The sequence below is a fragment of the Geomonas sp. Red276 genome (genome assembly GCF_054784495.1).
Genome location: NZ_BLXW01000001.1, coordinates 392,218 through 417,626, shown reverse-complemented (window position 1 = coordinate 417,626; position 25,409 = coordinate 392,218). Strand labels below are relative to the sequence as shown.

The 25,409-nt window shown below is 64.4% G+C and carries 27 protein-coding genes and 1 riboswitch; of the genes, 23 read left to right on the top strand and 4 right to left on the bottom strand.

Annotated features, from left to right (window positions below; genetic code table 11):
- Nucleotide 1: 1 nt before the first annotated feature.
- The 17 genes from fliG to flhB all read left to right on the top strand — a co-directional run bounded on the left by fliG (nt 2) and on the right by flhB (nt 14,243).
- Nucleotides 2-994: a flagellar motor switch protein FliG gene (gene fliG / locus ACYVL5_RS01790; protein WP_460593827.1), complete on the top strand. Its 993-nt coding sequence runs from the start codon at nt 2-4 to the stop codon at nt 992-994.
- Entirely contained in the window at nt 981-1,688 is a 708-nt protein-coding gene (locus ACYVL5_RS01785; RefSeq protein WP_460593826.1) for a FliH/SctL family protein, read from the top strand. Before fliG ends, ACYVL5_RS01785 begins: the two co-directional genes overlap by 14 nt.
- Nucleotides 1,681-3,000, top strand: a complete 1,320-nt coding sequence (fliI, locus tag ACYVL5_RS01780; RefSeq protein WP_460593825.1) for a FliI/YscN family ATPase — start codon at nt 1,681-1,683, stop codon at nt 2,998-3,000. Before ACYVL5_RS01785 ends, fliI begins: the two co-directional genes overlap by 8 nt.
- 73 nt (nt 3,001-3,073) lie before the next feature.
- Nucleotides 3,074-3,517: a flagellar export protein FliJ gene (gene fliJ, locus ACYVL5_RS01775; RefSeq protein WP_460593824.1), complete on the top strand. Its 444-nt coding sequence runs from the start codon at nt 3,074-3,076 to the stop codon at nt 3,515-3,517.
- Nucleotides 3,514-4,014: a MotE family protein gene (locus ACYVL5_RS01770; RefSeq protein ID WP_460593823.1), complete on the top strand. Its 501-nt coding sequence runs from the start codon at nt 3,514-3,516 to the stop codon at nt 4,012-4,014. The genes fliJ and ACYVL5_RS01770 overlap by 4 nt, the downstream gene beginning before the upstream one ends.
- A gap of 90 nt (nt 4,015-4,104) precedes the next feature.
- The gene (locus ACYVL5_RS01765; protein ID WP_460593822.1) at nt 4,105-6,378 is read left to right on the top strand and encodes a flagellar hook-length control protein FliK; all 2,274 of its coding nucleotides are present in this window, start codon (nt 4,105-4,107) and stop codon (nt 6,376-6,378) included.
- A 13-nt stretch (nt 6,379-6,391) separates the two neighbouring features.
- On the top strand, nt 6,392-7,060 hold the full coding sequence (locus tag ACYVL5_RS01760) for a flagellar hook assembly protein FlgD (protein ID WP_460593821.1): 669 nt from the start codon (nt 6,392-6,394) through the stop codon (nt 7,058-7,060).
- A 1-nt stretch (nt 7,061) separates the two neighbouring features.
- Entirely contained in the window at nt 7,062-7,457 is a 396-nt protein-coding gene (locus ACYVL5_RS01755; RefSeq protein WP_460593820.1) for a TIGR02530 family flagellar biosynthesis protein, read from the top strand.
- A gap of 115 nt (nt 7,458-7,572) precedes the next feature.
- Nucleotides 7,573-8,421, top strand: coding sequence for a flagellar hook-basal body protein (locus ACYVL5_RS01750; protein ID WP_460593819.1), 849 nt, complete (start codon nt 7,573-7,575; stop codon nt 8,419-8,421).
- Nucleotides 8,422-9,039: 618 nt separating this feature from the next.
- Complete coding sequence (locus ACYVL5_RS01745; RefSeq protein WP_460593818.1) at nt 9,040-9,579, top strand: flagellar basal body-associated FliL family protein; 540 nt, start codon at nt 9,040-9,042, stop codon at nt 9,577-9,579.
- Between the two features lie 12 nt (nt 9,580-9,591).
- Entirely contained in the window at nt 9,592-10,572 is a 981-nt protein-coding gene (gene fliM, locus ACYVL5_RS01740) for a flagellar motor switch protein FliM (protein WP_460593817.1), read from the top strand.
- A gap of 14 nt (nt 10,573-10,586) precedes the next feature.
- On the top strand, nt 10,587-10,874 hold the full coding sequence (gene fliN / locus ACYVL5_RS01735) for a flagellar motor switch protein FliN (protein WP_250677885.1): 288 nt from the start codon (nt 10,587-10,589) through the stop codon (nt 10,872-10,874).
- Nucleotides 10,871-11,344, top strand: coding sequence for a FliO/MopB family protein (gene fliO / locus ACYVL5_RS01730; RefSeq protein ID WP_460593816.1), 474 nt, complete (start codon nt 10,871-10,873; stop codon nt 11,342-11,344). Before fliN ends, fliO begins: the two co-directional genes overlap by 4 nt.
- A gap of 11 nt (nt 11,345-11,355) precedes the next feature.
- Nucleotides 11,356-12,099 carry a flagellar type III secretion system pore protein FliP gene (gene fliP, locus ACYVL5_RS01725; RefSeq protein ID WP_460593880.1) on the top strand — a complete coding sequence of 248 codons (744 nt, stop codon included), beginning with the start codon at nt 11,356-11,358 and terminating at the stop codon, nt 12,097-12,099.
- A gap of 21 nt (nt 12,100-12,120) precedes the next feature.
- Nucleotides 12,121-12,390: a flagellar biosynthesis protein FliQ gene (gene fliQ, locus ACYVL5_RS01720; RefSeq protein WP_250677610.1), complete on the top strand. Its 270-nt coding sequence runs from the start codon at nt 12,121-12,123 to the stop codon at nt 12,388-12,390.
- A gap of 1 nt (nt 12,391) precedes the next feature.
- The gene (fliR, locus tag ACYVL5_RS01715; RefSeq protein WP_460593815.1) at nt 12,392-13,177 is read left to right on the top strand and encodes a flagellar biosynthetic protein FliR; all 786 of its coding nucleotides are present in this window, start codon (nt 12,392-12,394) and stop codon (nt 13,175-13,177) included.
- A 7-nt stretch (nt 13,178-13,184) separates the two neighbouring features.
- Nucleotides 13,185-14,243, top strand: coding sequence for a flagellar type III secretion system protein FlhB (flhB, locus tag ACYVL5_RS01710; RefSeq protein ID WP_460593814.1), 1,059 nt, complete (start codon nt 13,185-13,187; stop codon nt 14,241-14,243).
- Nucleotides 14,244-14,385: 142 nt separating this feature from the next.
- On the opposite strand, the gene glgP is transcribed toward flhB, so the two are convergent.
- The 3 genes from glgP to ACYVL5_RS01695 form a co-directional block, all read right to left on the bottom strand.
- Nucleotides 14,386-16,932, bottom strand: a complete 2,547-nt coding sequence (gene glgP, locus ACYVL5_RS01705) for a glycosyltransferase family protein (protein ID WP_460593813.1) — start codon at nt 16,930-16,932, stop codon at nt 14,386-14,388.
- A gap of 18 nt (nt 16,933-16,950) precedes the next feature.
- Complete coding sequence (locus ACYVL5_RS01700; protein ID WP_460593812.1) at nt 16,951-18,318, bottom strand: sigma-54-dependent transcriptional regulator; 1,368 nt, start codon at nt 18,316-18,318, stop codon at nt 16,951-16,953.
- A 149-nt stretch (nt 18,319-18,467) separates the two neighbouring features.
- Nucleotides 18,468-19,901, bottom strand: coding sequence for a sensor histidine kinase (locus ACYVL5_RS01695; protein ID WP_460593811.1), 1,434 nt, complete (start codon nt 19,899-19,901; stop codon nt 18,468-18,470).
- A 193-nt stretch (nt 19,902-20,094) separates the two neighbouring features.
- On the opposite strand from ACYVL5_RS01695, the gene ACYVL5_RS01690 reads away from it, so the two are divergent.
- Nucleotides 20,095-20,289 (top strand): hypothetical protein, encoded by a 195-nt coding sequence (locus tag ACYVL5_RS01690; RefSeq protein ID WP_460593810.1) that lies wholly within the window; start codon nt 20,095-20,097, stop codon nt 20,287-20,289.
- A gap of 1 nt (nt 20,290) precedes the next feature.
- Here ACYVL5_RS01690 and ACYVL5_RS01685 read toward each other — a convergent pair whose 3' ends face one another.
- Nucleotides 20,291-21,142 carry an HDOD domain-containing protein gene (locus tag ACYVL5_RS01685; protein ID WP_460593879.1) on the bottom strand — a complete coding sequence of 284 codons (852 nt, stop codon included), beginning with the start codon at nt 21,140-21,142 and terminating at the stop codon, nt 20,291-20,293.
- Nucleotides 21,143-21,308: 166 nt separating this feature from the next.
- Here ACYVL5_RS01685 and yihA point away from each other — a divergent pair, with 166 nt between their 5' ends.
- The 5 genes from yihA (at nt 21,309) to ACYVL5_RS01660 (ending at nt 25,388) form a co-directional block, all read left to right on the top strand.
- Complete coding sequence (gene yihA / locus ACYVL5_RS01680) at nt 21,309-21,968, top strand: ribosome biogenesis GTP-binding protein YihA/YsxC (protein WP_460593809.1); 660 nt, start codon at nt 21,309-21,311, stop codon at nt 21,966-21,968.
- A 141-nt stretch (nt 21,969-22,109) separates the two neighbouring features.
- Nucleotides 22,110-22,290, top strand: a riboswitch (cobalamin riboswitch).
- Nucleotides 22,291-22,377: 87 nt separating this feature from the next.
- Nucleotides 22,378-22,896, top strand: coding sequence for a bifunctional adenosylcobinamide kinase/adenosylcobinamide-phosphate guanylyltransferase (gene cobU, locus ACYVL5_RS01675; RefSeq protein ID WP_460593808.1), 519 nt, complete (start codon nt 22,378-22,380; stop codon nt 22,894-22,896).
- 52 nt (nt 22,897-22,948) lie between these two features.
- Nucleotides 22,949-24,001 (top strand): nicotinate-nucleotide--dimethylbenzimidazole phosphoribosyltransferase, encoded by a 1,053-nt coding sequence (gene cobT, locus ACYVL5_RS01670; RefSeq protein WP_460593807.1) that lies wholly within the window; start codon nt 22,949-22,951, stop codon nt 23,999-24,001.
- A gap of 19 nt (nt 24,002-24,020) precedes the next feature.
- Entirely contained in the window at nt 24,021-24,773 is a 753-nt protein-coding gene (gene cobS, locus ACYVL5_RS01665; RefSeq protein ID WP_460593806.1) for an adenosylcobinamide-GDP ribazoletransferase, read from the top strand.
- Nucleotides 24,774-24,791: 18 nt separating this feature from the next.
- Nucleotides 24,792-25,388 carry a histidine phosphatase family protein gene (locus tag ACYVL5_RS01660; RefSeq protein ID WP_460593805.1) on the top strand — a complete coding sequence of 199 codons (597 nt, stop codon included), beginning with the start codon at nt 24,792-24,794 and terminating at the stop codon, nt 25,386-25,388.
- Nucleotides 25,389-25,409 lie beyond the last annotated feature (21 nt).

Sequence of the window (25,409 nt, the reverse complement as noted above, 5' to 3'; positions counted from 1 at the left end):
CATGACCGGAGCGGAGAAAGCCGCGGTACTGCTGCTCTACCTGGGGCCCGAGGCTACCGCCAAGGTGTTCGGCCATATGGACGACGCCGACATCAAGAAGATCAGCCAGAGCATGTCCAGGCTCGGCCACGTACCGCGCGAGGAGATCTCCAACGTGGTGGCCGAGTTCACCGACATCACCAACCCGGAGACCGGCTTCTTCTCCCAGGGGGAGGAGTTCGTCAAGAAGATCCTCGAGAAGGCCTTGGGGACCACCCGCGCCGAGACCCTCTTGCAGGAGATCCGCACCGCCGGCATCGGCGACATGACCGACATGCTGGCCACCCTGGACCCGCGCACCATCGCGAACTTCTTCTCCCAGGAGCACCCCCAGACCATCGCCGTCATCCTCGCCAAGCTGAAACCGAAGCAGACCAGCGAGATCATCGCCCTTTTGCCCCAGGAGCTGCAGGCCGAGGTGGTGATCCGCATCGCCGAGGTCGACCAGGTCTCCCCGGAGATCCTGGCCGAGATCGACGAGGTGATCCGGGCCGAGCTGACCGCGCTGGGCGGCGTGCAGCGCTTCAAGGTGGGGGGCGTCGAGAAGGTGGTGGACATGTTCGGCCACCTCGACCGAAGCCGCGAGAAGAAGATCCTCGACAAGCTAGACACCATGAACCCGCCGCTGGCCGAGGTGATCAGGAAGCACCTCTTCACCTTCGAGGACATCTTCAAGCTGGACGACCGCGCCATCCAGGCCATCATGCGCGAGGTCTCCAACGACACCCTGACGCTCGCCATGAAGACCTCCACCGACGAGGTCAAGGACAAGATCTTCCGCAACATCTCTTCCCGCGCGGCGGAGATGATCAAGGAGGACCTCGAGGTCATGGGGCCGGTGCGGCTCTCCGACGTGGAGAAGGCCCAGTCGGAGATCATCAAGATCGTCCGCAAGATGGAAGAGGAAGGGAAGGTCGTTATCGCGGGACGCGGAGCCGACGATGTCCTTGTCTAAGATCATCAGGAAGAGCGACGAGGAGCACCACCCCTTCACGCTGGTCCCTTTGGACGGCGAGCTCAAGGCGGCCCCGGGCGACCTCTTCAAGCCGGTCGTGCTCGGCTGGCAGGAGCCCGACGAGCCGCAGAGCGAGGAGGAGGTCTACGAGCCCCCGCCCATGATCCCCGAGGAGGAGGCCATCCGGAGGATCCGGGAGGCGCACGCCGAGGGGTTCCGCGAGGGGAGGCAGCAGGCCGAGGCGGAGCTCGCCAAGCTGGGCGAGGCGCTCGGCCAGGCGCTTTTGGCCACCGGTGCCCTGCGCGGCAAGCTCATGCACGAGGTGGAGGAGGATCTCCTGAAGCTCTCGGTGATGATCGCCCGCAAGGTGATGCTCCGGGAGCTTTCCCTCGACCCCGGGATCATGACCGCCCTCGTGCAGGCGACCGTCGAGCAGGCGAGCGCGGGAGGGAGCGTGGTGGTGCGGCTCAACCCGCAGGAGTACACGCTTTTGGCCGACTCCCCGCAGCTGGTACCGCTTTTGAGGGAGAACCCCTCGCTGACCCTGAAGCCCGATCCCGCCGTCCCTCCCGCCGGTTGCCTGGTGGAGACGGTGAGGGGGAACATGGACGCGGGGATCGATGCGCAGCTGGACGAGATCTTCCGCCGCCTCTGGGAGGAGCGCAACGCCCGCCGGGAGGAAGACAATGATTGACCTCGCCCGCTACTTCCCGGTGGTGGAGAGCGCCAAGCCGGTCCGCTTTCACGGGCGGGTGACCCAGGTGGTCGGCCTCGTCATCGAGGGGTTCTGCCCCGAGACCGCGGTCGGGAGCCTCTGCGAGGTCCATTCCGAGGGTTCCGCCCCCATCCCGGCCGAGGTGGTGGGATTCAGGGAGAACAAGACGCTCCTGATGCCGTTGGGGGAGCTCAGGGGGGTGGGGCTTGGGAGCCTCATCTCGGTCCGGCGCGAGAAGGCGGCGCTGGGGGTCGGCCCCGCCATGCTCGGGCGGGTGATCGACGGCCTCGGTGCCCCCATCGACGACAAGGGGCCGATCGCGGTCTGCGACGAGTACCCGATCTACGCGTCCCCGGTCAACCCGATGAAGCGCCGCCCGATCAGGAAACCGCTGAACCTCGGGATCCGCGCCATCAACGGGCTCTTGACCTGCGGCGAGGGGCAGAGGGTCGGCATCATGGCGGGCTCCGGGGTCGGGAAATCGACCACCCTCGGCATGATCGCCCGCTACACCGAGGCCGACGTCAACGTGATCGCCCTGATCGGCGAGCGCGGCCGCGAGCTGAGGGAATTCATCGAGAAGGACCTCCAGGAGGAGGGGTTGCGGAAGTCGGTGGTGGTGGTCGCCACCTCGGACCAGCCCCCCCTGGTGAGGATGCGCGGCGCCTACATCGCCACCACCATCGCCGAGTACTTCCAGGCCCAGGGGAAGAAGGTGCTCCTCATGATGGACTCGGCCACCCGCTTCGCCATGGCCATGCGGGAGGTGGGGCTCGCCATCGGCGAACCCCCCACCACCAAGGGGTACACCCCGTCGGTCTTCGCGGCGCTCCCGAGACTTCTGGAGCGGACCGGGAACTTCCAGGGGGGGAGCATCACCGGCCTCTACACGGTGCTCGTCGAAGGGGACGACTTCAACGAGCCGATCTCCGACGCCATGCGAAGCATCCTCGACGGCCACATCATCCTGACCCGGGAGCTGGCGGCCCGCAACATCTACCCGCCGATCGACCTTTTGAACAGCGCGAGCCGCGTGATGTCGGACGTGACCAGCAAGGAGCACCGGCAGCTGGCCGGGCAGTTCAAGGAGATCCTGGCCGCCTACCGGCAGGCCGAGGACATGATCAACATCGGCGCCTACAAGGTGGGGAGCAATCCCAAGATCGACTACGCGATCGCCAAGATGGACCAGATGATCGCCTACCTCAAGCAGGACGTCACCGACGGGGTCGACATGGACGAGGCGGTGGCCTCCCTGGCAGCGATCTTCGAGGATGGCGGGTATGGCTGACGCATCCCCGGGCGGGAAGGGGAAGGAGACCGGACAACGGCGGACCGACGGCAGACAGTGGAGGCGCTAAGCCATGGCAGGACCCGAATTCAGGCTTGAGCAGGTACTCAAGTTCCGCAAGGAAGTGGAGAGGATACAGCAGCTGGAGCTCGCCAAGGCGAGGCAGCAGCACGAAAACGCCCGCGAGCAGCTGTTGAACGAGAAGCTCGCCCTGGAGTCGCTGACCGACGAGCTGGCCCAGCGGCAGGCATCGGGGATCGACGCCAAGGACCTCCAGCTCTACGGCGCCTTCGCCCGCAGGAAGAGCCGCGAGATCGAGGAGATGCGCCGCTCGGTGAGCATGCTCGAGAAGGCGGTCCAGGAGAAGCGCGAGGCGCTTTTGACCGCGGCCAAGGAGAAGAAGGCCCTGGAGGTCTTCAAGGAGAAGAAGATGCGCGACCTGAGGATGGAGCAGCTTTTGAAAGAGCGGGCGTTCCTGGACGAACTGGCGGTCCAGGGGAGGAGCGAGCGGGCATGAAGAAGGTCCTCCTCGTTCTCTTCGCGATTACCGTCGGCGTGTACCACTGGGGTCCCCAGTTCGACTGGCCCGGCCAGGCGAGTGCCACCGAGAACAGGAACAGCTACCGCCCTCCGGCCACCGATGCCGCTTCCCTCGAGCTCAAGCGCCAGCAGCTGGACCAGCGCGAGGCGGCCCTCAAGGCCAAGGAGCAGGAGTTGGCCCGCCTCTCCGCCACCCTCGACGCCCGTGTCAAGGAATTGAACGCCGCCAAGAAGTCGCTCGAAGGGTCGCTCGCGGCCAAGAAGCAGCAGGACAACGAGCGCTTCAAGAAAATGATCAAGATCTACAAGGGGCTGAAGCCGGACGAGGCGGCGGCCCTCATGAACAAGCTCGACAGCAAGACGGTCATCGAGATGCTGAACATCATGGACCAGAAGACCGCGGTCAAGCTGATACCGTTACTGACCCAGCCCCGGGTGCTCGAGTGGACGAGGACGAACCTCTCCTCGCGCTAGGCGGGAATTCCCTCACGGGAGCGGGTAGAAGATTGTGGAAAGCGTGACGCGAAGGCGCACGCCACTCTCGGAAAAAAGGAGGTGAGAACGATGATTTCAAGCGCAGCAATGTTTCAAACAGCGGCACCCATGCCGATGGCTCCGGCTACCGGGAATCTCCCCGCCACGCCGGCTCCGGCCGGGGGAAACTTCGCAGGCGTCCTGCAGGGGGCGCAGGCCAGCGTCAACGCCCAGAGCTCGGCTCCGGCAGCGGCCACCACGGCCAACGATACGGGCGCGGCACCAGAAGGTGCATCATCCGCAAGAAGTGCGGCGGGCGGGCAAGCGGCCGCCACGGCGAAACCGGTGATAACCGCCGGGGGGAACCCGCTCCAGGTTGCCGTGGTGGAGAGTGAAGAAGGGGAGACTGCGGCAGCTTCCAGCGCTCCGCAGGAGAAGGGCCCGGCGGCGTCCCCGCAGGACGGCCAGCACGGGGAGGTGGAAACGGATGACGAGCGGCAGTCGGCCGATTCCCGGTCGACGGGGCAATCTCCGCTCTGGAGCTTCGCTCCCAGCCTGTTGGCGATGGCGGGTGCCATGGCTGCCCAAGGAAACGGCCAGCCGGAAGTGGCGGTGAACCGTCAGGAAACCGCCAAGGAGGCCCAGCCGGCTTCGGCAACGAACCAGCTTCAGCCTAACGCTGGGGAGCTTCAGCCTAACGCGAACCAGCATCAGCCTAACGCTGGGGAGCTTCAGCTTAACCCAGGTCAGCTTCAGCTTAACGTAAGCCAGCTTCCGCTTAACGCAGGTCAGCTTCCGCTTAACGTAGGTCAGCTTCCGCTTAACGCAGGTCAGCTTCAGCCTGACGTAAGCCAGCTTCCGCTTAATGCAGGTCAGCTTCCGCTTAATGCAGGTCAGCTTCAGCTCAACGCTGGCCAGCTTCAGCTTAACGCAGGTCAGCTTCAGCCTAACGCAGGTCAGCTTCAGCCTAACGCCAGCCAGCCGAACCTTGCTCAGGACCAGACGCCGGCTATCCCGGCCCAGCCGATCCCGGTAGCAGCAAGCCAAGAGGCCGCAACGGCCCCCACCTTCCAGGCGACCGGCATCGCCAACGCGGCAGCGGCTCCGGCCCAGGGAGCCGACGAGGGGCAGGTGAAGGTGAAACAGCAGCAACCAGCAGAGCTCGACGGTATGACCGTCGCCGGCGCCGACCAGAAGGGGGCGCAGGCGGACCATGACAGTGTGGGCGGCGTGGAGGGTGACCGACGTCAGCCCGCTGCGCAGGCGGGTGCCACCACCCAGAACGGGGGGACGCAACCGGCCTCGACGCCCGTAGCAACCAACCAGGCCAACACGCCGAGCCCGAGCCCGGCGTCGGCAGCACACCCGGCCACCGTGCCGGCGCCAGCCGACACCTCCGCCGCAGCCCCGAACCCCGCTCCGGCCCAGGCGGCCACTCCCGCCAGCGACCCGCAGGGGCAGAACGTGAACGCCAGCGCCGCCCAGCCGACGCCGGTGACCACGGTTGCCGCCCAGACCGCCACCCCGGTCCAGGGAGCCGCCACCGCCGAAGACCCGATGGCCCCCTTCGCCCAAGGCCAGGCGGCGGATTCCCGTCAGGACGAGGGAACTGCCGGCACTAACGACCGCCGCGCTACCGCCACCGACGGCCACGTCCGCAGCCTCTTTGCGGAGAAACCGGCCGGCCAGCCGGCCCAGGCCACCACGGTAGCCACCAGCGAGACCACCGGCACCAAACCTGCAGTGCTGACCCAGGCGGGGAGCCAGGGCGTGCCGCAGGGCGCCGCGGAGCAGAAGGCTTCCGGTGACGGACACAACCAGAGCGGATTCCAGAAGGAGCAGTACCGGCCCCAGGACCAGTTCTTCAACGCGGGGCTCAACGCACAGCAAAACCAGCCGGCGGCCCAGCCCGCCCCGGCCGAAAGCTCGGCCCACCTGAAGAGCCTGGAGCAGAGCATCATGGCCCAGGTCAAGGACGGGGTGGTAACCCACGACGCCAAGGGGAACAGTCAAATTACCGTCAGGCTGAACCCGGACGAGCTGGGTGAGCTGAAGATCCAGGTAAAGATGGTGGACAACACCGTGAAGGTCGAGGTGCAGGCCGACAACAAGATGGTCAAGGATCTCCTGATGGGGAACCTGGACAACCTCAAGCAGGCCCTCGCCGGGAAGAACTTCACCATGGAAGGGTTCAACGTCTCCACCGGCAACGGAGGCTTCAACGGCTCCCTCGCCGACCAGGGGAACTCCCAGCAGCAGTCGACTCCCCGCTTCCTGAGGAGCGCCGGCTATGCGGACGCCGCCCCGAGCAAGGTCAACTACGTGACCGAGGAGACCGACAACCTGGTCAGCGTCAGGCTGTAAACTAGGAGGCAACATGATAACCGACGTAACAACCACCGCGGCCACCACCAACACCTCTGCGGCCGACGCGGCGATGAAGCAGTCGGCCGGGCTCAACAAGGACGACTTCCTCAAGCTGTTCGTCACCCAGCTGCAGAACCAGGATCCGCTGAACCCGCAGGACAGCTCGCAGTTCATCAGCCAGCTGGCCCAGCTGACCCAGGTGGAGCAGGCCTACAACACCAACACCAACCTGCAGAGCCTTCTCAACCAGGGGGCCAACGGCATGACCATGTCCTCGGTCTCCATGATCGGCAAGACCGTGGAAGCACCCGGTTCCCAGGTCAACCTGCAGTCGGGATCGGCAACCAACATCAACTTCTCGCTGGCCGGTGCGGCCGACTCGCTGACGGTCGCCGTCAAGGATGCCACCGGCGCGGTCGTCAAGACCATCACCGCCGGCTCCACCAACGCGGGCGAAGGCTCGGTATCCTGGGACGGCACCGACGCCTCGGGCAACCAGCTCGCCTCCGGCGCCTACAGCTTCTCGGTGAGCGCCAAGGATTCCAGCGGCAACAACGTGGTGGCCACCCCGCTCATCAAGGGGAAGGTCGACGGGGTCGACATGTCGGGAGCCACCCCGGTCCTGACCATCGGCAACGTACGGCTGAACCTCACCGACGTCACCTCCGTGGGGGCCTAGCATGATCGACAACAGCGTCCTTTTTCCGCAACCCATACAGGCCCCGGTCAGGCCCCGCACCACACCGAACCAGGTGCCGCAGGGACAGCCGGCAGGGAGCAACTCTCCCTTCGCCAAGGTCCTCGACCAGAAGATCTCCGGCGAGCCGGTGCGCCTCTCGCAGCACGCGCAGGAGAGGCTCAGGTCGCGCGGCATCACCCTCTCGGAGGCCGACCTGAAACAGTTGGCGGGAGCGGTGGACAGCGTGGCCCAGAAGGGTGGCAAGGAATCCCTGGTCGTCATGGGGGACGCCGCCCTGGTCGTCAGCGTCAAAAACCGGACAGTGGTCACCGCCATGGACCGGCAGAGTCTCAAGGGAAACGTCTTCACCAACATCGACTCGGCAGTACTCCTGTAACGAGCTAACTTTTAACCGATAATCAACCGTAAACGGGCTGGCCCTCCCTGAGGAAGCCCCGGGACACCGACCGACTGAGGTGTCCGCAACCAAAAAGGACTTTAGGAGGCACACAATGAGCGTTACTTCCGCACTTTTCACCGGCGTAAGCGGTCTGCAGGCTAACGGCGCAGCAATGAGCGTCATCGGCAACAACATCTCCAACGTCAACACCGTCGGCTTCAAGGAATCCCGCACCGTTTTCGCGGACCTCCTCTCCGACAACACGGTCAACAACTCCCAGATCGGTAAGGGCGTCCAGGTGCAGACCGTCCAGAACATGTTCACCCAGGGCTCCGCCCAGACCTCCGAGAACGTTACCGACCTCTCCATCCAGGGGAACACCTTCTTCTCCCTGCAGGCCCCGGGGGTAGCCGCGGGGAGCCCGGCCGCCTCCTACCTCTCCCGCGCCGGCGCCTTCACCGTGGACAGCTCAAACACCCTGGTGAACCCCAACGGCTACCAGGTGCTCGGCACCGACGGCAAGCCGATCACCTTCCCTGCCGACTTCAGCAAGGTCACCAAGATCGATTCCACCGGCCACATCACCTACCTCGCCACCGACGGCGTCACCCAGGAGTTCTATAACGGCAACGGCGTGGCCGGCCTCCCTATGACCGGGACCCCGACCGTCTCCATCGCGGTTGTTTCCGTCCCCTGCCCCGGCGCGCTCAGCAAGGTCGGCGGCTCGCTCTACCAGGCCACTGCCGCTTCCGGCGCCGCCACGGCTACCCCGACCTTCGCCGCCGCGACCGCCAACGGCACCAGCGAGAAGATCCTTTCCAACTCGCTGGAGCAGAGCAACGTGGACATGGCCAACGAGTTCGTCAACATGATCGTGACCCAGCGCGCCTACTCCGCCAACTCCAAGACCATCACCACCACCGACCAGATGACCCAGGAAGTGCTGCAGCTGATCCGTTAATCCGGTGAGGCACCAGTAAAAGGGGGGCGCGGTCCGCCGCGCCCCCCCGCGGCACTCCCCGCTCCTCGAGGGGCACGACGGGATGGGTGCGTCCGGCTTCCGCCGGCCCATTGCGGGCACGCAGAGGCGGAAAACGCTCCCCGGGCAAAATCCCCCCTGTCCACCCTTTGACAAGGGGGGGGCTTGCGCCGGCCGTCTAAGGCCGCCCCACCGCTCCCGGCCAGCGAGCTTGTGTCGGACCTCTGACACTGTGCCTCAGTGATGACAGCCGCGCCAAAGGGGCCGTCGTAGGCGGGGAAGCGGGCTTTTGTCTCCCGGCACCCCCTGCTTCCCCCCGGCGGAGGCCTCTCGAACCGCTCCGGTCCGGCGAAGGCGCGTCGGCGCCCGCTCCGCCGTGGTCAATAATTTGACCGCCGGCGCGCCTGCCAGGCGTTGCCGTTTGGTCGCCGTGCGGACGCCGTTCTCCTTTTCCCCCCCGTATTCCCGATATTTCCCTTCCCCGCCGCCAAATTTCTCAGTGATCCCGTCGATCTCGCCGTCGGCCGAACTTTCTGGCACCCCCGTTGCAATGAGTCTCTCTCGTAACCACCCAGTTCAGGATACAAAGGAGATTCGGGTATGGCCGAACAGGCAAAGGCTCAGGACGCCCCACCGAAAGACAACAAGAAGCTCTTCATCATCATCGGCGCGGCGATCGTAGCGGTCGCCATCCTCGGCGCGGCGGCGATGTTCTTCATGGGGGGCAAGTCCGACAAGAAGGGACAGGCCGCCGAAGGCGCCAAGGTGGAGGCCAAGAGCGAAGCCAAGTCCGAAGGGGGACATGGCGAATCCAAGGGGGGCGAAGGGGGGGCGGCAGCCTCCACCGTCTATCCGCTGGAGCCTTTCATCGTCAACATATACGACGGGCAGGAGATCCGTTATCTGAAGATCAAGGTCGAGTTCGAGCTCGCCAACCCGCAGGCCAAGGCCGACCTGGACGCCAAGGTCGCTCCCATGCGGGACGCCATCCTCATCCTTTTGACCACCAAGACCATGCAGGAGATCCAGGACCTGCAGGGCAAGAACCAGCTGCGAGAGCAGATCCTGGGCTCGGTCGCCAAGATCCTCCCCCCCGGTAAGGTCACCAAGGTTTATTTCACCGACTTCGTGGTGCAGTAGAAGGTGCCTGCGATGGAAAAGATCCTCACCAAGGAAGAGATCGATGCCCTGGTAGCGGCGGTTTTCGAGGGGAGCATCGTCCCCGAGAAGGAGCTGGCCAAGGTCGGGCAGCAGGCCGAGGAGTTCGACCTCCTCGACGTCGAGGCCCACCGGGTCATCCCCAACCTGGACATCGTCTACGACGGGTTCATCCGCTACAACCGGGTCACCCTTTCCAACCGGCTGGGACGCATGGTGGAGATCCAGAAGGGGGAGGCGCGGGCCCACAAGTTCGGCGACTTCATGGATATCCTCCCCTCGCCGGTCTGCTTGGCGATCTACAAGATGGACCCCCTGAAGGGGGCCGCCCTGGTCGCCCTCGACTCCACGCTGGTCTTCACCATCGTGGACAGCATCCTCGGGGGGAGCGGGATGACCGCCGGCCAGGCCATCAATCGGCTGTTCACCTCCATCGAGCTGAGGCTCGCCGAGAAGATCGTCAAGGACGTGCTGGCCGACCTGGAGAGGGCGTGGGCGCCGCTTTGCCCGGTCGACATGAGCCTGCTCCGCATGGAGATGAACCCGCGCCTGGTCAACATCGTGCCGGTCGAGTACCAGGTCCACACCGTCTCCATGAAGATCCAGATCGAGGAGACGGTGGGGAACATGATCATGGCCATCCCGTTCATGACCATCGAGCCGATCCGCGACAAGCTAAAGCGCGGGATGCAGACCGACATGATGGTGGTGGACCCGCTCTGGTCCTACCGGTTGTCGGAGGAATTGCTGGAGGCTCCCCTGGAGCTTTCGGTGGAAATGGGAGGTGCCACCATCACCCTGGCCGAGCTTTTGGATCTCTCGCCGGGTGACACCATCATGCTGGACGCGAGCGACAAGGACGAGCTGACGGTGAAGGTGGGAGGCACCAAGAAATTCATGGGAATAGCGGGGGTAAGCGGCGGCAACAAGGCGGTACAGGTGAGCCGCGCCTTGCGTGGAGGGGGTGAAGCTTGAGTGAGAAGCTCGTGATGGAAGAGCAGAAGGACGTCCCGCAGATGAAGAACCTTGAGTTCATCATGGACATCCCGCTGCAGCTCACGGTGGAGCTGGGGAGGACCAAGCTGCTGGTGAAGGACGTCTTGCAGCTGAACCAGGGTTCGGTGGTGGAGCTGACCAAGCTTGCCGGGGAGCCTCTGGACGTCTTCGTCAACTCCAAGCTGGTGGCGCGCGGCGAGGCGGTGGTGGTGAACGACAAGTTCGGCATCCGCCTGCTCGATATCGTCAGTCCTAACGAAAGGGTGGACAAGGTGCTATGAAACGATCGATTCCGGCAGTGCTGTCCATGATGTTCCTCTCCTCGCCGGCCCTGGCGGCCGAGGGGGGAGGGTTCGACGTGGCCGGGAGCCTGGCCCAGATGGTCGGCTCGCTGGTGCTGGTGATCGGGATCATCCTGATCCTCTACTACCTGGCGGGCAAGCTCATGAAGGCCCCGCAGGCCGGCGGCTTCCGCTACATCCGCGTGGTGGAGACCAAGCACCTGGCCCCCAAGAAGCAGCTCGTGCTGGTCGAGGTGGGGGGCGAGTACCTCCTTTTGAGCAGTTCCGGCGAGGGGGTCAATTTCCTGAAGCAGGTTGACATGATGGAGGAGATCGAGGTGGTCGACGAGCGCGGTTACGCGACGCTGATCCCGGTCCAGCTGAAAAAGAAACTGATGACCTTCGCGGGCGAGCTTACCCCCAACCGGCAGGAGGCTCCCCAGTTCAACAAAAGCGGTGGTTTCGCGTGAAAAAGCGGTGGATCCTGGGGGGGCTCTTGGTGGCCCTCCTCTCGCTGATAGTGGTGGCCGGTGCGAGCGCCGAGCCGCTTTCGCTGCCGACGGTAAGCGTCGGGGTGGGGAAGGTCTCCAAGCCGGGCGACGTCAGCACCGTCTTGCAGATCTTCTTCCTGATGACGGTGCTCTCGCTGGCGCCGAGCCTTTTGATGATGACCACCTCCTTCACGAGGATCGTGGTGGTCCTCTCCTTTCTCCGCTCGGCGCTGGGGACCCAGCAGGCCCCCTCCAACCAGATCATCGTCGGGCTTTCGCTCTTTCTCACCTTCTTCGTGATGGCGCCGGTCTGGCAGCAGGTCAACACCCAGGCGCTGCAGCCGTACCGGGCGGCGACCATCAGCCAGGACGAGGCGTTGAAGCGCGGGGTGGCCCCGATCAGGAAGTTCATGCTCTCCCAGGTGCGGGAGAAGGACCTGGCCCTGTTCATCTCGCTCTCCAAGCTCCCCCGTCCGCGCAACCCGGACGACATCCCGACCATGACCCTCATCCCGGCCTACATGGTGAGCGAGCTGAAGACCGCCTTCCAGATCGGCTTCCTGGTCTACATCCCCTTCCTGGTGCTCGACATGGTGGTCGCCTCGGTCCTCATGTCGATGGGTATGATGATGCTGCCGCCGGTCATGATCTCGCTCCCCTTCAAGATCCTCCTCTTCGTGCTGGTGGACGGCTGGGGGCTCATCATCGGCTCGCTCATCAAGAGCTTCGGTTAATCGTAAAAACGGAGAAACGCCATGTCCCCCGAACTCGTGGTAACCCTAGGCAGGAGAAGCTTCGAAGCCGTGCTGTTGCTGTCGGCCCCGCTCCTCATCTGCGCCCTGGTGGTCGGCCTGTTGATCAGTATCTTCCAGGCGGTCACCTCCATCAACGAGGCGACCCTCGCCTTCGCTCCGAAGATCGCCGCCGTCATGGTGGCCATCGTCATCTTCTTTCCCTGGATGATGAGCTACATGAGCGACTTCACCCGGGAGATCTACGGCCTGATCGCCAACATGAGGCACTAGGGTGTTCGAGGCCCTCCCGATCAAGGTCCTGAGCGACCTGGTCCCCCTCGCCCTGGTGCTCGCCAGGGTCGCCAGCCTCTTCGCGGCCATCCCGGTCTTCGGCTCGCGGGTGGTCCCCACCCGGATCAAGGTGCCGCTGATCTTCTCGCTGGCGCTACTCATCTTCCCCATCGTCAAACCCGCCGCCGTCCCGGCCGTCGGCGACACGCTCGGCCTCGGCCTCCTCGTGCTCAGGGAGAGCCTGATCGGGCTCACCCTGGGCTTTCTCTCCCAGCTGATCTTCGCCGGCGTCGAGTTCTGCGGGCAGCAGGTCGGCACCCAGATGGGGATCTCCATGGCCGCCCTCTTCGATCCCGCCACCCAGAACAACGTCCCCACCATGGCCATGTTCGAGGGGGTCCTGGCCACCATGCTCTTCCTGGCCCTGGGGGTGCACCACTTCTTCATCAAGGCCATCGTGGAGAGCTACCAGCTCGTCCCGCTGGGGGCCTGGCACATCGACGAGGGGGTGCTGAAATTCCTGATCCAGGCCTCCTCCGGCATGCTGGTGATCGCCATCAAGCTGGCCGCCCCGGTGGCGGTGGCGCTTTTGGCCACCAGCGTGGCGCTCGGCATCGTCGCCCGCAGTTTCCCCGCCATGAACGTCTTCATGGTCAGCATGCCGCTCAACATCGGCATCGGCTTCGTCATCCTCGGCATCTCGCTGCCGGTCTTCCTCCGTGTCCTCGAGGGCGCCTTCGGGGGGCTCGTGGGCCAGGTGAGGATGCTCTTCAAGCTGCTCGCCTAGGTGCCCCATGTCCGAGGACAAGCATTCCAAAACAGAAAAACCGACAGCGAAGAAGGTCTCCGAGGCCAAGAACAAGGGAAACGTTCCCCGCAGCCGGGAGGTCACCTCGACCGTCAGCCTCCTGACCGGAATGATCGCCCTCTACGCGACCTCGGGGATGATGGTCAGTACGCTGAAGCGGAACATGCGGGAGATCTTCGGCGGGATGGCCCACTTCGACGCCACCCCGGGAAACGTGCACTCCCTCTTGATCCGCGAGCTCGGCTACCTGGCCGTCATGCTCCTTCCCTTCGTGCTCATCCTGATCGTCGTCGGGGTGGCGGTGGAGGCGGCCCAGGGGGGGATCAACCTAAGCGGCGAGAAGATGAAGTTCGACCTGGGGAAGCTCAATCCGGTCGAGGGGATCGGGAGGCTCTTCAACAAGAACTCGCTCTTCGAGGTGGCCAAGTCCTTCGTCAAGCTGATCATCGTCGGCTACGTGGCCTACAAGATCCTGGCGGAGGAGATCGAGAGCGTGGTCTTCCTGGTGGACAGCGACCTGCAGGGTATCTTCGCCTTCGTGGGGCATCTCTCCTTAAAGATCGTGCTCCACACCTGCGGGGTCATGATCGTGCTGGCGGTGATCGACCTGGCCTTCGTGAAGTGGCGCTTCATGGAAGAGCTGAAGATGACCAAGCAGGAAGTGAAGGACGAGCACAAGAATGCCGAGGGGGACCCGGCCATCAAGGGGAAGATCAAGCAGAAGCAGTTCCAGATGGCGCGCCGCCGGATGCGGCAGATCATCCCGACCGCCGACGTGGTGGTGACCAACCCGACCCACTACGCGGTGGCCCTGAAGTACGAGCGGGAGAAGAACGCGGCCCCGGTGGTGATCTACAAGGGGGTCGACCAGATGGCGCTGCAGATGAAGATCGTGGCCAAGGAGAGCAAGGTGACCCTGGTCGAGAACCGCTTCCTCGCCCGCGAGCTCTACAACCAGGTGGAGGAAGGGTACGAGATCCCCGAAGCCCTCTACGCCGCCGTCGCCGAAATCCTCGCCTACGTCTACAGCCTCAGGCGGCACTAGCTCCAGCCACCGGTGGCCGATCCTTAAGGCGAGGAGTGGAAAGCGCGAGTCCAATAAAAGGGCCTCCCCGAGAAAGTCGAGGAGGCCTTTTCCTATTCGCCCTTCGGCCCTGCCCCCCTGAAAGGGGCGAGGGTACGACTCTTTATCCCCACAGCACCAGGCCGGGGTCGTAGACGGTGCCGAGCTCCGGATGCCGCGGCATGACGCGGAGCATGAATCCGTGGCGCCCGCAGAAGCGGCACTCGAGCTCGCCGACGAAGTGCCCGGAGCGCTCCTCGTGCGGCTGTAGCGGCACGATCTCTCCCCCCATGATGGTCCCGCGGGAGTCGAGTACCCCGAAGTAGACCTCGACGGCGATCTCGGAGAGCGGGATCTCGCCGGGGGTGATCCGCACCTTGATCGGGAGCCTCTCCCCGACCATGACCTCCCGCTCGATCTCCGCCTCGACGGCGTCGATGGAGAGCTGCCCCCACTTCGCGTGCAGCCGCTCCTTCCAGCGCGCGAGCTCCACCGCGAGCCGCAGGCCGTCCCGGTTCAGCTTCTCCCAGTGCTCGAAGGCGGGGAGGTAGCAGCGGCGGGTGTACTCCTGGACCATGGGGTCGGTGCTGAAGACCGGGCAGAGGGTCTGCATGGAGTTCTTCATGCAGGCGGTCCAGCCGCGCGGGACGCCGTCGGACCCCCGGTTGTAGAAAAGGGGAACGATCTCCTTCTCCAAAAGGTCGTAGATGGCGCGGCTTTCCACTTCGTTCTGGTAGGCCAGGTCCTCGTACACCTCGCCGCGGCCGATGGCCCAGCCGTTGTTCCCCCGGTACCCCTCGCACCACCAGCCGTCCAGGATGCTCAGGTTGAGCCCGCCGTTGAAGGCCACCTTCATCCCGCTGGTGCCGCTCGCCTCCTGGGGCCTGAGCGGGGTGTTCAGCCAGACGTCCACCCCCTGCACGAGGTGGCGGGCCACCGAGATGTCGTAGTCCTCCAAGAAGACGATCCGGTGCCGGAAGCGCTCCTGGTGGGAGAGCTGCACGATCTGGCGGATGAGCTCTTTTCCCTGGTGGTCGGCGGGGTGGGCCTTGCCGGCGAAGACGATCTGCACCGGCCGCTCCGGGTGGTTCAAGATGGTGGCCAGCCGCTCCTTGTCCATCAACAGCAGCGTCCCCCGCTTGTAGGTGGCGAAGCGGCGGGCGAAGCCTATGGTGAGGATCTCGGGGTCGAGCACCTCCCCCGCCTGGGCGATCTCCTTGGGGGAGGCCTCCAGCTGGGTGAGCTGTCCCTTCAGGGTGCGGCGGGCGTAGTCCACCAGCCGCGCGGTGCCGCGTCGGTGCGTGCGCCAGAGCTCGGCGTCGGGGATGCGGGAGACCTTGCGCCAGTGGAGCTCCTGGCTCTGCTCGTCGAGCCAGCGGACCCCCAGGTAGCGGATCAAGAGGTCGGTCATCTCGTCGGAGAGCCAGCTCTTTTGGTGGACGCCGTTGGTGATGGAGGTGAGGGGAAGCTGTTCCTCGGGGAGGTCGGGCCAGACGTCGGCCCACATCCGGCGCGATACCTCGCCGTGGAGCTCGCTCACGCCGTTGGAGTGGCCGGAGAGTTTCATGGCGAGCACCGCCATGCAGAAACCGTCGTTGCCGAGCCGGGTCTGGCGCCCGAGGGTCATGAAATCGTCGCGGGTGAGCCCGAGGCCCCGGTAGTACTGGCCGAGGTGGCGCTCGGTAAGCTCGGGGGGGAAGAGGTCGATGCCGGCCTGGACCGGGGTGTGGGTGGTGAAGATGTTCCCCCCTTTCACGGCCTCCATCGCTTCGTGGAAGCTCAGGCGCTCCTCTTCCATCAGGGTCCGGATCCGCTCCAGGGCGAGGAAGGCGGCATGCCCCTCGTTCATGTGGCAGACGTTGGGCTCGATCCCGAGCGCGGCCAGGGCACGGATTCCGCCGATGCCGAGGAGGATCTCCTGGCGGATCCGCATCTCCTGGTCGCCGCCGTAGAGCCGGGTGGTGATCTCCCGGTCGGCGGGGAGGTTTCTTTCCAGGTTCGTGTCGAGGAGGTAGAGGGCGACCCTTCCCACCGTCACCCGCCAGATCTGGAGATCGACCGGGCGCCCGCCGAACTGGACCTCCACGGTGACCGGAGCCCCGGTCTCATCCCGCTCCAGGTGCAGCGGAAGGTTGTAGAAGTCGTTCTCCGGGTAGACCTCCTGCTGCCACCCCTCGAGGTTCAGTGACTGGCGGAAGTACCCCTGGCGGTAGAGGAGACCCACCCCCACCAGGGGAAGTCCCAGGTCGCTGGCGGACTTGAGGTGGTCGCCGGCCAGGATGCCGAGCCCCCCCGAGTAGACCGGGAGCGACTCGTGCAGCCCGAACTCCATCGAGAAGTAGGCGATGCTGGCGCCCGGGTTGCCGTAGCGCTGGTACCAGGTCCGGGCGGTGAGGTAGTCGTCGAGCCGCTCCTCGACCTGGGCTAAGTGGGACATGAACCCCTCGTCGTTCATCAGGCTTTCCAGGGTGGCCTGCTGCAGGCTCCCCAGCACCTCGAGGGGGTTGTGGCGGGCGACCCTCCAGAGCTCGGGATCGAGCCTCTTGAAGAGTCCTATGGCGTCCGGGTCCCAGGTCCACCAGAGGTTGTAGGCGATCCTCTGCAGACCCGCGAGCTCCCGGGGAAGCGATGGTACGACAGTGAAACGGTGTAGCGTCTGGCTGAGGTTCATCGGAGCACCTCGCTATCGCTACTCCGGCCTCCCGATACCGAATTTCTCGAGCCGGTATTGTAGCGTCTTGTAGCTCATTCCCAAAAGCGGCGCCGCCTTGCTGATGACCCAGTCGGCGCGCTGCATGGCCTTGACGATCAGGTCACGCTCCAACTCGTCCATCGATATCCCCTCGGGGGGGAAGTCGAAATGGAGGCGGCCGGCCGGGCCCGCCTCGCTGTGCACCTCGGCCGGCAGATCCTCCGGCAGGATGTAGTCGCTCTCCGCCATCAGCACGCCCCGCTCGATCACCGACTCCAGCTGGCGGACGTTTCCCGGCCAGCTGTACTCGAGGAGCACCTTCATGGCCGCCTTGGAGATCCCCTTGAGCGGGATGCCGCAGGAGGCGGAGTACTTCTTCAGGAAGAAGTTGGCCAGGGTCAGGATGTCGTTACCCCGCTCCCGAAGCGGCGGGAGGGTGATGCGGATGACGTTCAGGCGGTAGAAGAGGTCCTCGCGGAAGGCGCCCCGCTTGGTCTCCTGCTCGAGATCGCGGTTGGTGGCCGAGATGATGCGGACATCCACCGGGATGTTCTGCTTCCCCCCCACCCGCCGGATCTCCTTCTCCTGGATGGTGCGCAGAAGCTTGGCCTGCATGGCGGTGTTCATCTCGCCGATCTCGTCGAGGAAGACGGTCCCCCCCTCGGCCGCCTCGAAGATGCCGATCTCGCGGCTCCCGGCGCCGGTGAAGGACCCCTTCTCGTGGCCGAAGAGCTCGCTCTCGATGAGCGAGTCGGGGATGGCCGCGCAGTTGATGGCGAAAAACGGCTTCTCCTTCCTCGGGCTCCGCTCGTGGATGGCGCGGGCGACCAGCTCCTTGCCGGTCCCGGACTCGCCGTAGATGAGCACGGTGGTGGAGGTCGAGGAGATCTTGTTGATCATCCTGACCACCTCCAGCATCTTCGGGTGTTCGCCGATCATGTTGGGAAGGGTCTTGGTCTCGGCCAGCCGCCTGTGGAGGACCCGGTTCTCCTTGAGGAGCATGATCCTCTCGAAGGCGCGCTGCAGGGTGAGGATGAGGTCGTCGCGTTCCAGCGGTTTCTCCAGGTAGTCGAAGGCCCCTTTCTTCATGGCCTCCACCGCCGAGTCCACCGTGCCGTGCGCGGTCATCATCACCACGCACTGGGTGCTATCCTCGGCGAGCACCTTTTCCATCAGCTCCATCCCCGACATCCCCTGCATCTTCAGGTCGGTGAGGATCAGGTCGAACTCGGCCTTCTCCAGTTCCTCGAGGGCCTCCCTCGCTCCCGGCACCGCGGTGACGCTGTACCCTTCCTTGGTGAGGATGGCGGTGAGGATGTCGCGCTGTCCTTTTTCGTCGTCAACAATGAGGATGCTGCCTGTCATGTCACTCCTGTCCATCGGGCAGTGATAGAGAAAAAATGTCCGATTCTTGTTTTTTATGCAGTGTTAACAATCTTTCATATTGTACCAGATGGATTCAGCCTTGGTGGCAACCGCGGCAGTGAGAAAATCACCCTTGCCGCCACCGCCGGTCAGGCTCTTTCCTCCGCCCCCAGTCCCGCCTGCGGAAGCTTGACGGTGAAGGTGGTACCTTCCCCCTGGCGGCTCTCGACGGTGAGGGTGCCTCCGTGCTCCTTGACGATCCGTTCGGTGATGGCGAGCCCCAGCCCGATCCCGGCCTCCTTGGTGGTAAAGTACGGCTGGAAGACCTTTTCCAGGTCCTCCGGGGCGATCCCCACCCCCTGGTCGGCGAAGGTGAGGAGGATCATTCCCTCCTCGCGGTCCAGCCGGGCCCCCAGGGTCACCCTTCCCCCCTGCGGCATGGCCTGGGCGCCGTTGGTGATGAAGTTGCAGAGGCAGTTGCGCATCAGCTCGGGATCGACCCGCATGGCGGGGAGGTCGTCGGGGATCTCGCGCACCACCTCGATCCGCTGCTCTTTGAGCCGGTCCTCCATGAGCGGCATCGCCTTGTCGATCAGCTCCGGGTAGGTGATCTCCTGGAGCCTCAGCTTCAGCGGGCGGCCGTAGTTCATGAAGTTCAACACCATGTAGTTCGCCTTGCGGACCTCTTCCTTGATGTTGTCGGCGATGGAGTTGAACTCCTTGGCGGTGTCCGGGGTGGCGGGGAGGAACTCGCTCTTCAGGTGATCGATGGCGAGGCTTATGTAGTTCAGGGGATTGCGGATCTCGTGGGCGATGCCGGAGGCGAGCTGCCCCACCTTGGAGAGGTGCTCGGCCTGGTAGAGCCTTTTCTCGAGCTGCTCGCGTTCCTTGAGCTTGGCCACCATCTCGTTGAGGTTGTTGGCCAGCTCCCCGATCTCGTCGCCGCTCTCCACCTGGAAGGTCACCGAGAGGTCGCCGGCGGAGACGTTCTTGACGCCGCTGGCCAGCCGGTGGATCGGGGAGGTGTAGCGGCGGGCGAGGAAGATGGTGAGGAAGATGCCGATCAAGAAGACCGTGCTGGTGGCGACCAGGCGGCGGACGAAGTTGGCGTGCTGGATGTCGCGGATGTTGTCCAGCAGGAGGTTGATCTGGACGTAGCCTAGCTGCTCGTCGCCGACGATGACCGGCACCACCAGGTCGTACGGCTTGAGCGACGAGCCGGAGCCGGTGCCCCGGCGGGAGGCCTTGAGCCCCTTTTCGAGCTTCTTGATCTCCCGCTTCTTGCCGACCTGGGCCGGGTCCGAGGAGTTGATGATCTCCCCCTCGTTGTTGATGATGTTGATCTCGTTGACCCCCTTGTGCCGCGCCTGCTGGAGGTAGTCGGTCAAAAGGGAGTTCTCCACGTCTGTCTCGGAGGTGAGGTCTTCCACACTCAGCTGGATCGCTTTCGACACCACGGTGGAGCTGTCCTGGATCTCCTGCACGAGGTCGTTCTGGCTGAACTGGTTCAAAACGAAGAGGATCAGCATGGCGATGATCAGCATTGAGAGCATGATCATGACCAGCTTGGTATTGAGTTTCATCGGGTACCTTCTTTTACATGAAATCCGATTAAGTTTGCGAGTATACAACAGGGGTACCGTGGAGACAAGATGTATGTCCCGCCGCACCAACCATCATTTTGGCAAAAAAATGACAGTATCGCCGACATTTTTATCGATTGTGTTAAGATGACTGTCAGTCGCGGGCGATTTTCATTCAGGGAAGGGGGTTCCGATGGGCGACTATGCAGTGGACAGGATTCCGGGCAGCATCTTCATCGACCCGGATGCGGGGGGAGAGGAGCACCGGCGCCGGCGGGACCATCCGGCCAAGAGGCCGGCCCAGGCGGACAGTGTCAGTATCTCCGATGAGGCGTTGAGGCGCTGCAGGCAGGACGACGAGGAGCGGGACGGGGAACCGGCCGGCTGACTCACCCGACGAAGAGGGCCCGGTCCTTTTCGAAGGCATCGGCAAAGGTATCCAGCAGGCCGTTTAACTTGTCGGCCGAAAGCGAAAGCATGGCGGCCGCCCGCGAGCCGGGGATGTCGAGGTCTTCTTCGGGGGTACGGGAGCCGATCCCGAGCTTCTTGCAGAACATGTCGGCCAGGGCGGTGACCGCGCTCAGCCTGGCCACCGCGGGGTCGTCGATGCGGTCCAGTTCGAGATCGTGGTGCTGGAGGATCGCCTTGGTGAGAATCTCCGGGAAGTTCCATTTCTTTACCACGTAGGCCCCGACCTCTTCGTGGGTGAAGGGGTAGATGGTCTTTTCCGCATCCTCGAAAGAGATCCCCTCGTTATAGACGTGCTGCATGACCTCCTGGAACTTGTCGCGGTCCAGGGTGTTCATGATGATCTTGCCGATGTCGTGGAACAGGCCGGCCAGGAAGGCCTCCTCCTCGTTGGCGGCCCGGGTGTCGTGGGCGAGGATGCGGGCGGCGAGCCCGGCCGCGAAGGAGTGCTCCCAGAGCATCTTCTCGGTGAGGCCGTACGGCTTGTAGACCTGTTTGACGGAGGCGGCGACGACGAGGCTTCGCAGGGTGCTGAAGCCCAGGATGACGATGGCGCTGGAGAGGGTCTGGATCTGGCGCTGGCAGCCGTAGAAGGAAGAGTTGGAGATCTTCAGGACGCGGGCGGCGACGGCGGGATCGGAGGCGACGACCTTGGCCAGTTCGTCGGCGGTCGCGTTCTCGTTTTCGATGAGCTTCATGACCTTGAGGGCCACAACCGGAATGGTGGGGAGGTCGGCCGCCTGCATGATGGCCTTTTCCAATTCCTTATTCAGCGTCGGTTCCCTGTCAATCACCATGCCTCTATCCCTTCGGATACACATTATTTTCCAGACACTGGGACAGATTATATCAACTTCTGGCCATTATCAAGCAGCTATTTAATGATTGAAAGGGCGAGAGGGGGCGGGCTATACTGCGCCGGAAAGGATGCTAGCCAACGTGATCGTAAAAAACACCGAATTCGTCAAAAGTGCCACCCGTCCCGCCCACTATCCCGAGGGGGATCTCCCCGAGGTAGCCTTCGCCGGACGCTCCAACGTGGGGAAGTCTTCCCTTGTCAACGTGCTGGTGAACCGGAAGAACCTGGTCCGCACCAGCTCCACCCCCGGACGTACCCAGCTCATCAACTTCTTCCAGGTGAACGAGGATTTCATGCTGGTGGACCTCCCCGGCTACGGCTACGCGAAGGTCCCGCTGGCGGTCAAGAAGGCCTGGCGGCCGATGATGGAGACCTACCTCTCCCGCCGCAAGAACCTGCGCGCGGTGGTCCTCATTCTCGACATCCGCCGCACCCCGGTTGAGGAGGACCTGCAGATGCTGGAGTGGCTGCGGGCCTTCTCGATCACCCCCATCGTGGTGGTGACCAAGTGCGACAAGGTATCCAAGAACGAGCGGGCCAAGCAGAGCGCCATCATCGCCTCCGCCCTTAAGCTCCCGAAGGGGGAGCTGAACTTCTTCTCCGCCCTCTCCAAGGAGGGGAAGGACGGCATCTGGGCCCGGATCGAGGCGGAGCTCGGCTGGAGCGGCGAGGCGGCCGACGCGTCGGCTGACGGGTCGCCCGACGACGATACCCCATCCTCACCCCAACCCTCCCCTTGAAGGGGAGGGGGCCCCGGCGGCCTCAGGTGTCTTGTCTGCTTTCGGCCACTGTCTCTGCGGGCCGGACAACTCTCTTTGTCCCCCTTTCCCTTGAATAAATTTGACTTTCGACCTCCCCTCTGTTAGAACGACACTCTATCTAGAGCCATCAGTCGTCCGGGTGCCCCGAGAGGGGTTAAAAGGGAAGAGGGTGAGAATCCCTCGCTGTCCCGCAACTGTGAACGGTTATGAAAGCCGCAACTACGCCACTGAGAGTATCGGGAAGGCGCGGCGAGTAAGTGGACCCGTGAGTCAGGAAACCTGCCTGGATGAAAGCTTTACAGTACCTCCGTGGAAGAGGGGCTAAAGCCGGAATCGCGACCATTACCCGATTTTCGACCCCCCTCCTCCATTGGAAGGGGGTTTTTTTATGTCCAAAATCGTCCTGGTCACCGGGGGGGCGCGCAGCGGCAAGAGCCGTTTCGCCGAAGGGTTGGCCGAGGCATTTCCGCCCCAGCGGGGGTATCTCGCCACCAGCGAGGCGAGGGACGACGAGATGGCGGCCCGCATCTCCCGCCACCGGGCCCGCCGCGGCGACGGTTGGGTGACGGTGGAGGAGCCGATCGACGTCTCCGTGGCCCTGCGGGCCAACGACGGGCTCTTCTCGGTCACCCTCGTCGACTGCATCACCCTCTGGATCTCCAACCTCCTCTTCAAGGAGGGGGCCGAGGCCGTGCTGCCGCGGGTGGCGGAGCTGGCGGCAAGCTTCCCCACGCTGGCCACCCCCCTCGTGATCGTCACCAACGAGGTAGGGATGGGGATCGTCCCGGAGCATCCGCTCTCCCGCACCTTCCGGGATCTGGCCGGCGAGGCCAACGAAATCCTCGCCACCAAGGCCGACGAAGTCTACGTGACCATTTCCGGGCTCCCCTTGAAACTGAAGGGGTAGCCGAAGCGCACCAACTGCAGCTGCATTTTAATAATTACCATCGGAGGCACCCATGAAACTTCTGGAAAACGCCCTGGCTAAGATCCAGCCGGTAGACGAGGCATTCCTGGCCAAGGCCCAGGCGAAACTCGACAACAAGACCAAGCCGCTCGGCTCGCTGGGAAGGCTCGAGGAGATGGCCCGCCGGCTGGCCGCCATCACCGAGAATCTCTCCCCCGACACCGAAAAGAAGGTCATTTACACCTTCGCCGGCGACCATGGCATCGTCGAGGAGGGGGTCTCCGCGTTTCCCAAGGAGGTCACCCCCCAGATGGTGCTGAACTTCCTGCGCGGGGGCGCCGGCGTGAACGTGCTGGCGCGCCACGTGGGGGCCGAGGTCCGGGTGGTGGACGTCGGGGTCGACTTCGACTTCGAGCCCGCACCGGGGCTCATCATCCGCAAGGTCGCCAAGGGGACCCGCAACTTCGCCAAGGAGGCGGCCATGACCCGCGAGGAGGCGGTGGCCGCCATCGAGGTCGGCATCGATCTCGCCAACCAGGCCAAGGCCGAAGGGGTCGCCCTGCTCGGGACCGGCGAGATGGGGATCGGCAACACCTCCCCCTCCTCGGCCATCATCGCCACCTTCTCCCGCTGCAGCGTCCAGGACGTCACCCACCGCGGTACCGGGATCAACGACCAGGCACTGGAACACAAGGTCGCCGTCATAGAGACCGGCCTGGCCGTCAACCGCCCCAACCCCGAGGACCCGCTCGACGTCCTCGCCAAGGTCGGCGGCTACGAGATCGCCGGTATCGCCGGCCTCGTGCTGGGCGCCGCCGCCAACCGGATCCCGGTGGTGGTGGACGGCTTCATCTCCACGGCCGGTGCCCTGATCGCGAGCGAGATGCACCCCTGCGTGAGGGACTACGTCTTCGCCGCCCACAACTCCGTGGAGATCGGCCACCGGATGATGCTGGAGCGGATCGGGGCGGAACCGATTCTCGATCTCAAGCTGCGGCTCGGCGAGGGGACCGGCGCCGCGCTCGCCATGGGGCTCATCGAGGCGGGTGCCAAGGTTATGAAGGAGATGGCCACCTTTGCCGAGGCCGGGGTCTCGGAAGGGTAGGGACGGTCCGGGGGACCACATGAGACTGTTGGTACTGGCCTTCCAGTTCCTGACCATAGTACCGATCCCGATCGCGGTCCGTTGCGAGGAGCGCGACCTGGGGCGTTCCATGTCCTTTTTCCCCCTGGTGGGGCTGGCGCTCGGGGCCATGCTGGCGGGAGCCGACTACCTCCTGTCGCCGGTGCTCCCCCGTGCGGTGGGGGATCTGCTCCTCGTCGTGCTGGTCACCGTGGTCACCGGGGCCCTCCACCTCGACGGCCTCTCCGATGTCTGTGACGGCCTGGCCGCCCGGGGATCGAGGGAGCGTTTCCTGGCGGTGATGAAGGACTCGCGGGTGGGTGCGGTCGGGGCGGTGGCCCTCGTGCTGGCGCTGGGGCTCAAATACCAGGCGCTCCTTGCCCTGCCGGCTGCCTCCAAGCGGGAGGCCCTCCTCTTCTTCCCGATGGCGGCGCGCTTTGCCCAGGTGCAGATGACGGTGGGGTCGGCGCGGGCCCGGCAAAACGGCCTCGGCTCGTCCTTCCTGGTCGGGGCCGGGGTCGCCCAGTTCGCCACCGCCTTTCTTCTCACGATGGGGATCGGGTTCCTGCTGCTCGGGCTGAACGGGCTCGCCTGCATCTTCGTTCTCTACTTCGTCACCTGGGGAATCAAGAGCTGGTCGCACCGGCGGCTCGGCGGGGTGACCGGTGACGTGATCGGCTGCGCGAGCGAGTTGAACGAGATAGCCGCCCTGCTGGTGCTCTTGGTGCTTTTCAACCGCGGTTGGCTCAGCTGAAACAAGGAGTCTTTCAAAATGATGGAGATGACCCGGATCTACCTCGTCCGCCACGGAGAGGTCGATCCTTCCCACTGCTACAACGGCCACCGCGACGTTGACCTTACCGAGCGGGGGGTGGAGCAGTACCACCAGTTGAAGCCGCGTCTCGAGCAGGAACGGATCTCCGCGTGCTATACGAGCGACCTGACCCGGACCGTCAGGGGAGGGGAGATCCTCGGTGTATACCTGGGGCTCGATCCCGTCAAGGTGCGCGATTTAAGGGAGCTCGACTGCGGGGCGTGGGAAGGGCTTTCGCTGACCGAGATCATGGAGAAGCGCCCGGACGAGTGGGCGGCGCGGCTGGCCGACCTGGTCGGTTTCCGTGGACATGGAGGTGAAAGTGTGGGGCAGCTCGCGGGCCGCGTGCTCCCGGCCCTGGCCGAGATCGTGGAGAGGCATCGCGGCGAAGAGGTGCTGGTGGTCGCCCATGGCGGCGTCAACCGCGTCATCCTCATGGACGCCCTCGGTGCCCCCTTGTCCAACATGTTCAGCGTCGAACAGCGCTACGGCTGCCTCAACGTGATCGACTACTTCGCCGACGGCAACGCGGTGGTGAAGCTCGTTAACGGCTAGCCGGGGATGGGGAGCCAGCGT

What these genes read in the sequence shown, in the direction of transcription:
- fliG (WP_460593827.1), top strand. Translation starts at nt 2, where the DNA reads ATGACCGGAGCGGAGAAAGCCGCGGTACTGCTGCTCTACCTGGGGCCC.
- ACYVL5_RS01785 (WP_460593826.1), top strand. Translation starts at nt 981, where the DNA reads ATGTCCTTGTCTAAGATCATCAGGAAGAGCGACGAGGAGCACCACCCC.
- fliI (WP_460593825.1), top strand. Translation starts at nt 1,681, where the DNA reads ATGATTGACCTCGCCCGCTACTTCCCGGTGGTGGAGAGCGCCAAGCCG.
- fliJ (WP_460593824.1), top strand. Translation starts at nt 3,074, where the DNA reads ATGGCAGGACCCGAATTCAGGCTTGAGCAGGTACTCAAGTTCCGCAAG.
- ACYVL5_RS01770 (WP_460593823.1), top strand. Translation starts at nt 3,514, where the DNA reads ATGAAGAAGGTCCTCCTCGTTCTCTTCGCGATTACCGTCGGCGTGTAC.
- ACYVL5_RS01765 (WP_460593822.1), top strand. Translation starts at nt 4,105, where the DNA reads ATGATTTCAAGCGCAGCAATGTTTCAAACAGCGGCACCCATGCCGATG.
- ACYVL5_RS01760 (WP_460593821.1), top strand. Translation starts at nt 6,392, where the DNA reads ATGATAACCGACGTAACAACCACCGCGGCCACCACCAACACCTCTGCG.
- ACYVL5_RS01755 (WP_460593820.1), top strand. Translation starts at nt 7,062, where the DNA reads ATGATCGACAACAGCGTCCTTTTTCCGCAACCCATACAGGCCCCGGTC.
- ACYVL5_RS01750 (WP_460593819.1), top strand. Translation starts at nt 7,573, where the DNA reads ATGAGCGTTACTTCCGCACTTTTCACCGGCGTAAGCGGTCTGCAGGCT.
- ACYVL5_RS01745 (WP_460593818.1), top strand. Translation starts at nt 9,040, where the DNA reads ATGGCCGAACAGGCAAAGGCTCAGGACGCCCCACCGAAAGACAACAAG.
- fliM (WP_460593817.1), top strand. Translation starts at nt 9,592, where the DNA reads ATGGAAAAGATCCTCACCAAGGAAGAGATCGATGCCCTGGTAGCGGCG.
- fliN (WP_250677885.1), top strand. Translation starts at nt 10,587, where the DNA reads ATGGAAGAGCAGAAGGACGTCCCGCAGATGAAGAACCTTGAGTTCATC.
- fliO (WP_460593816.1), top strand. Translation starts at nt 10,871, where the DNA reads ATGAAACGATCGATTCCGGCAGTGCTGTCCATGATGTTCCTCTCCTCG.
- fliQ (WP_250677610.1), top strand. Translation starts at nt 12,121, where the DNA reads ATGTCCCCCGAACTCGTGGTAACCCTAGGCAGGAGAAGCTTCGAAGCC.
- flhB (WP_460593814.1), top strand. Translation starts at nt 13,185, where the DNA reads ATGTCCGAGGACAAGCATTCCAAAACAGAAAAACCGACAGCGAAGAAG.
- glgP (WP_460593813.1), bottom strand. Translation starts at nt 16,932, where the DNA reads ATGAACCTCAGCCAGACGCTACACCGTTTCACTGTCGTACCATCGCTT.
- ACYVL5_RS01700 (WP_460593812.1), bottom strand. Translation starts at nt 18,318, where the DNA reads ATGACAGGCAGCATCCTCATTGTTGACGACGAAAAAGGACAGCGCGAC.
- ACYVL5_RS01695 (WP_460593811.1), bottom strand. Translation starts at nt 19,901, where the DNA reads ATGAAACTCAATACCAAGCTGGTCATGATCATGCTCTCAATGCTGATC.
- ACYVL5_RS01690 (WP_460593810.1), top strand. Translation starts at nt 20,095, where the DNA reads ATGGGCGACTATGCAGTGGACAGGATTCCGGGCAGCATCTTCATCGAC.
- cobU (WP_460593808.1), top strand. Translation starts at nt 22,378, where the DNA reads ATGTCCAAAATCGTCCTGGTCACCGGGGGGGCGCGCAGCGGCAAGAGC.
- cobT (WP_460593807.1), top strand. Translation starts at nt 22,949, where the DNA reads ATGAAACTTCTGGAAAACGCCCTGGCTAAGATCCAGCCGGTAGACGAG.
- cobS (WP_460593806.1), top strand. Translation starts at nt 24,021, where the DNA reads ATGAGACTGTTGGTACTGGCCTTCCAGTTCCTGACCATAGTACCGATC.
- ACYVL5_RS01660 (WP_460593805.1), top strand. Translation starts at nt 24,792, where the DNA reads ATGATGGAGATGACCCGGATCTACCTCGTCCGCCACGGAGAGGTCGAT.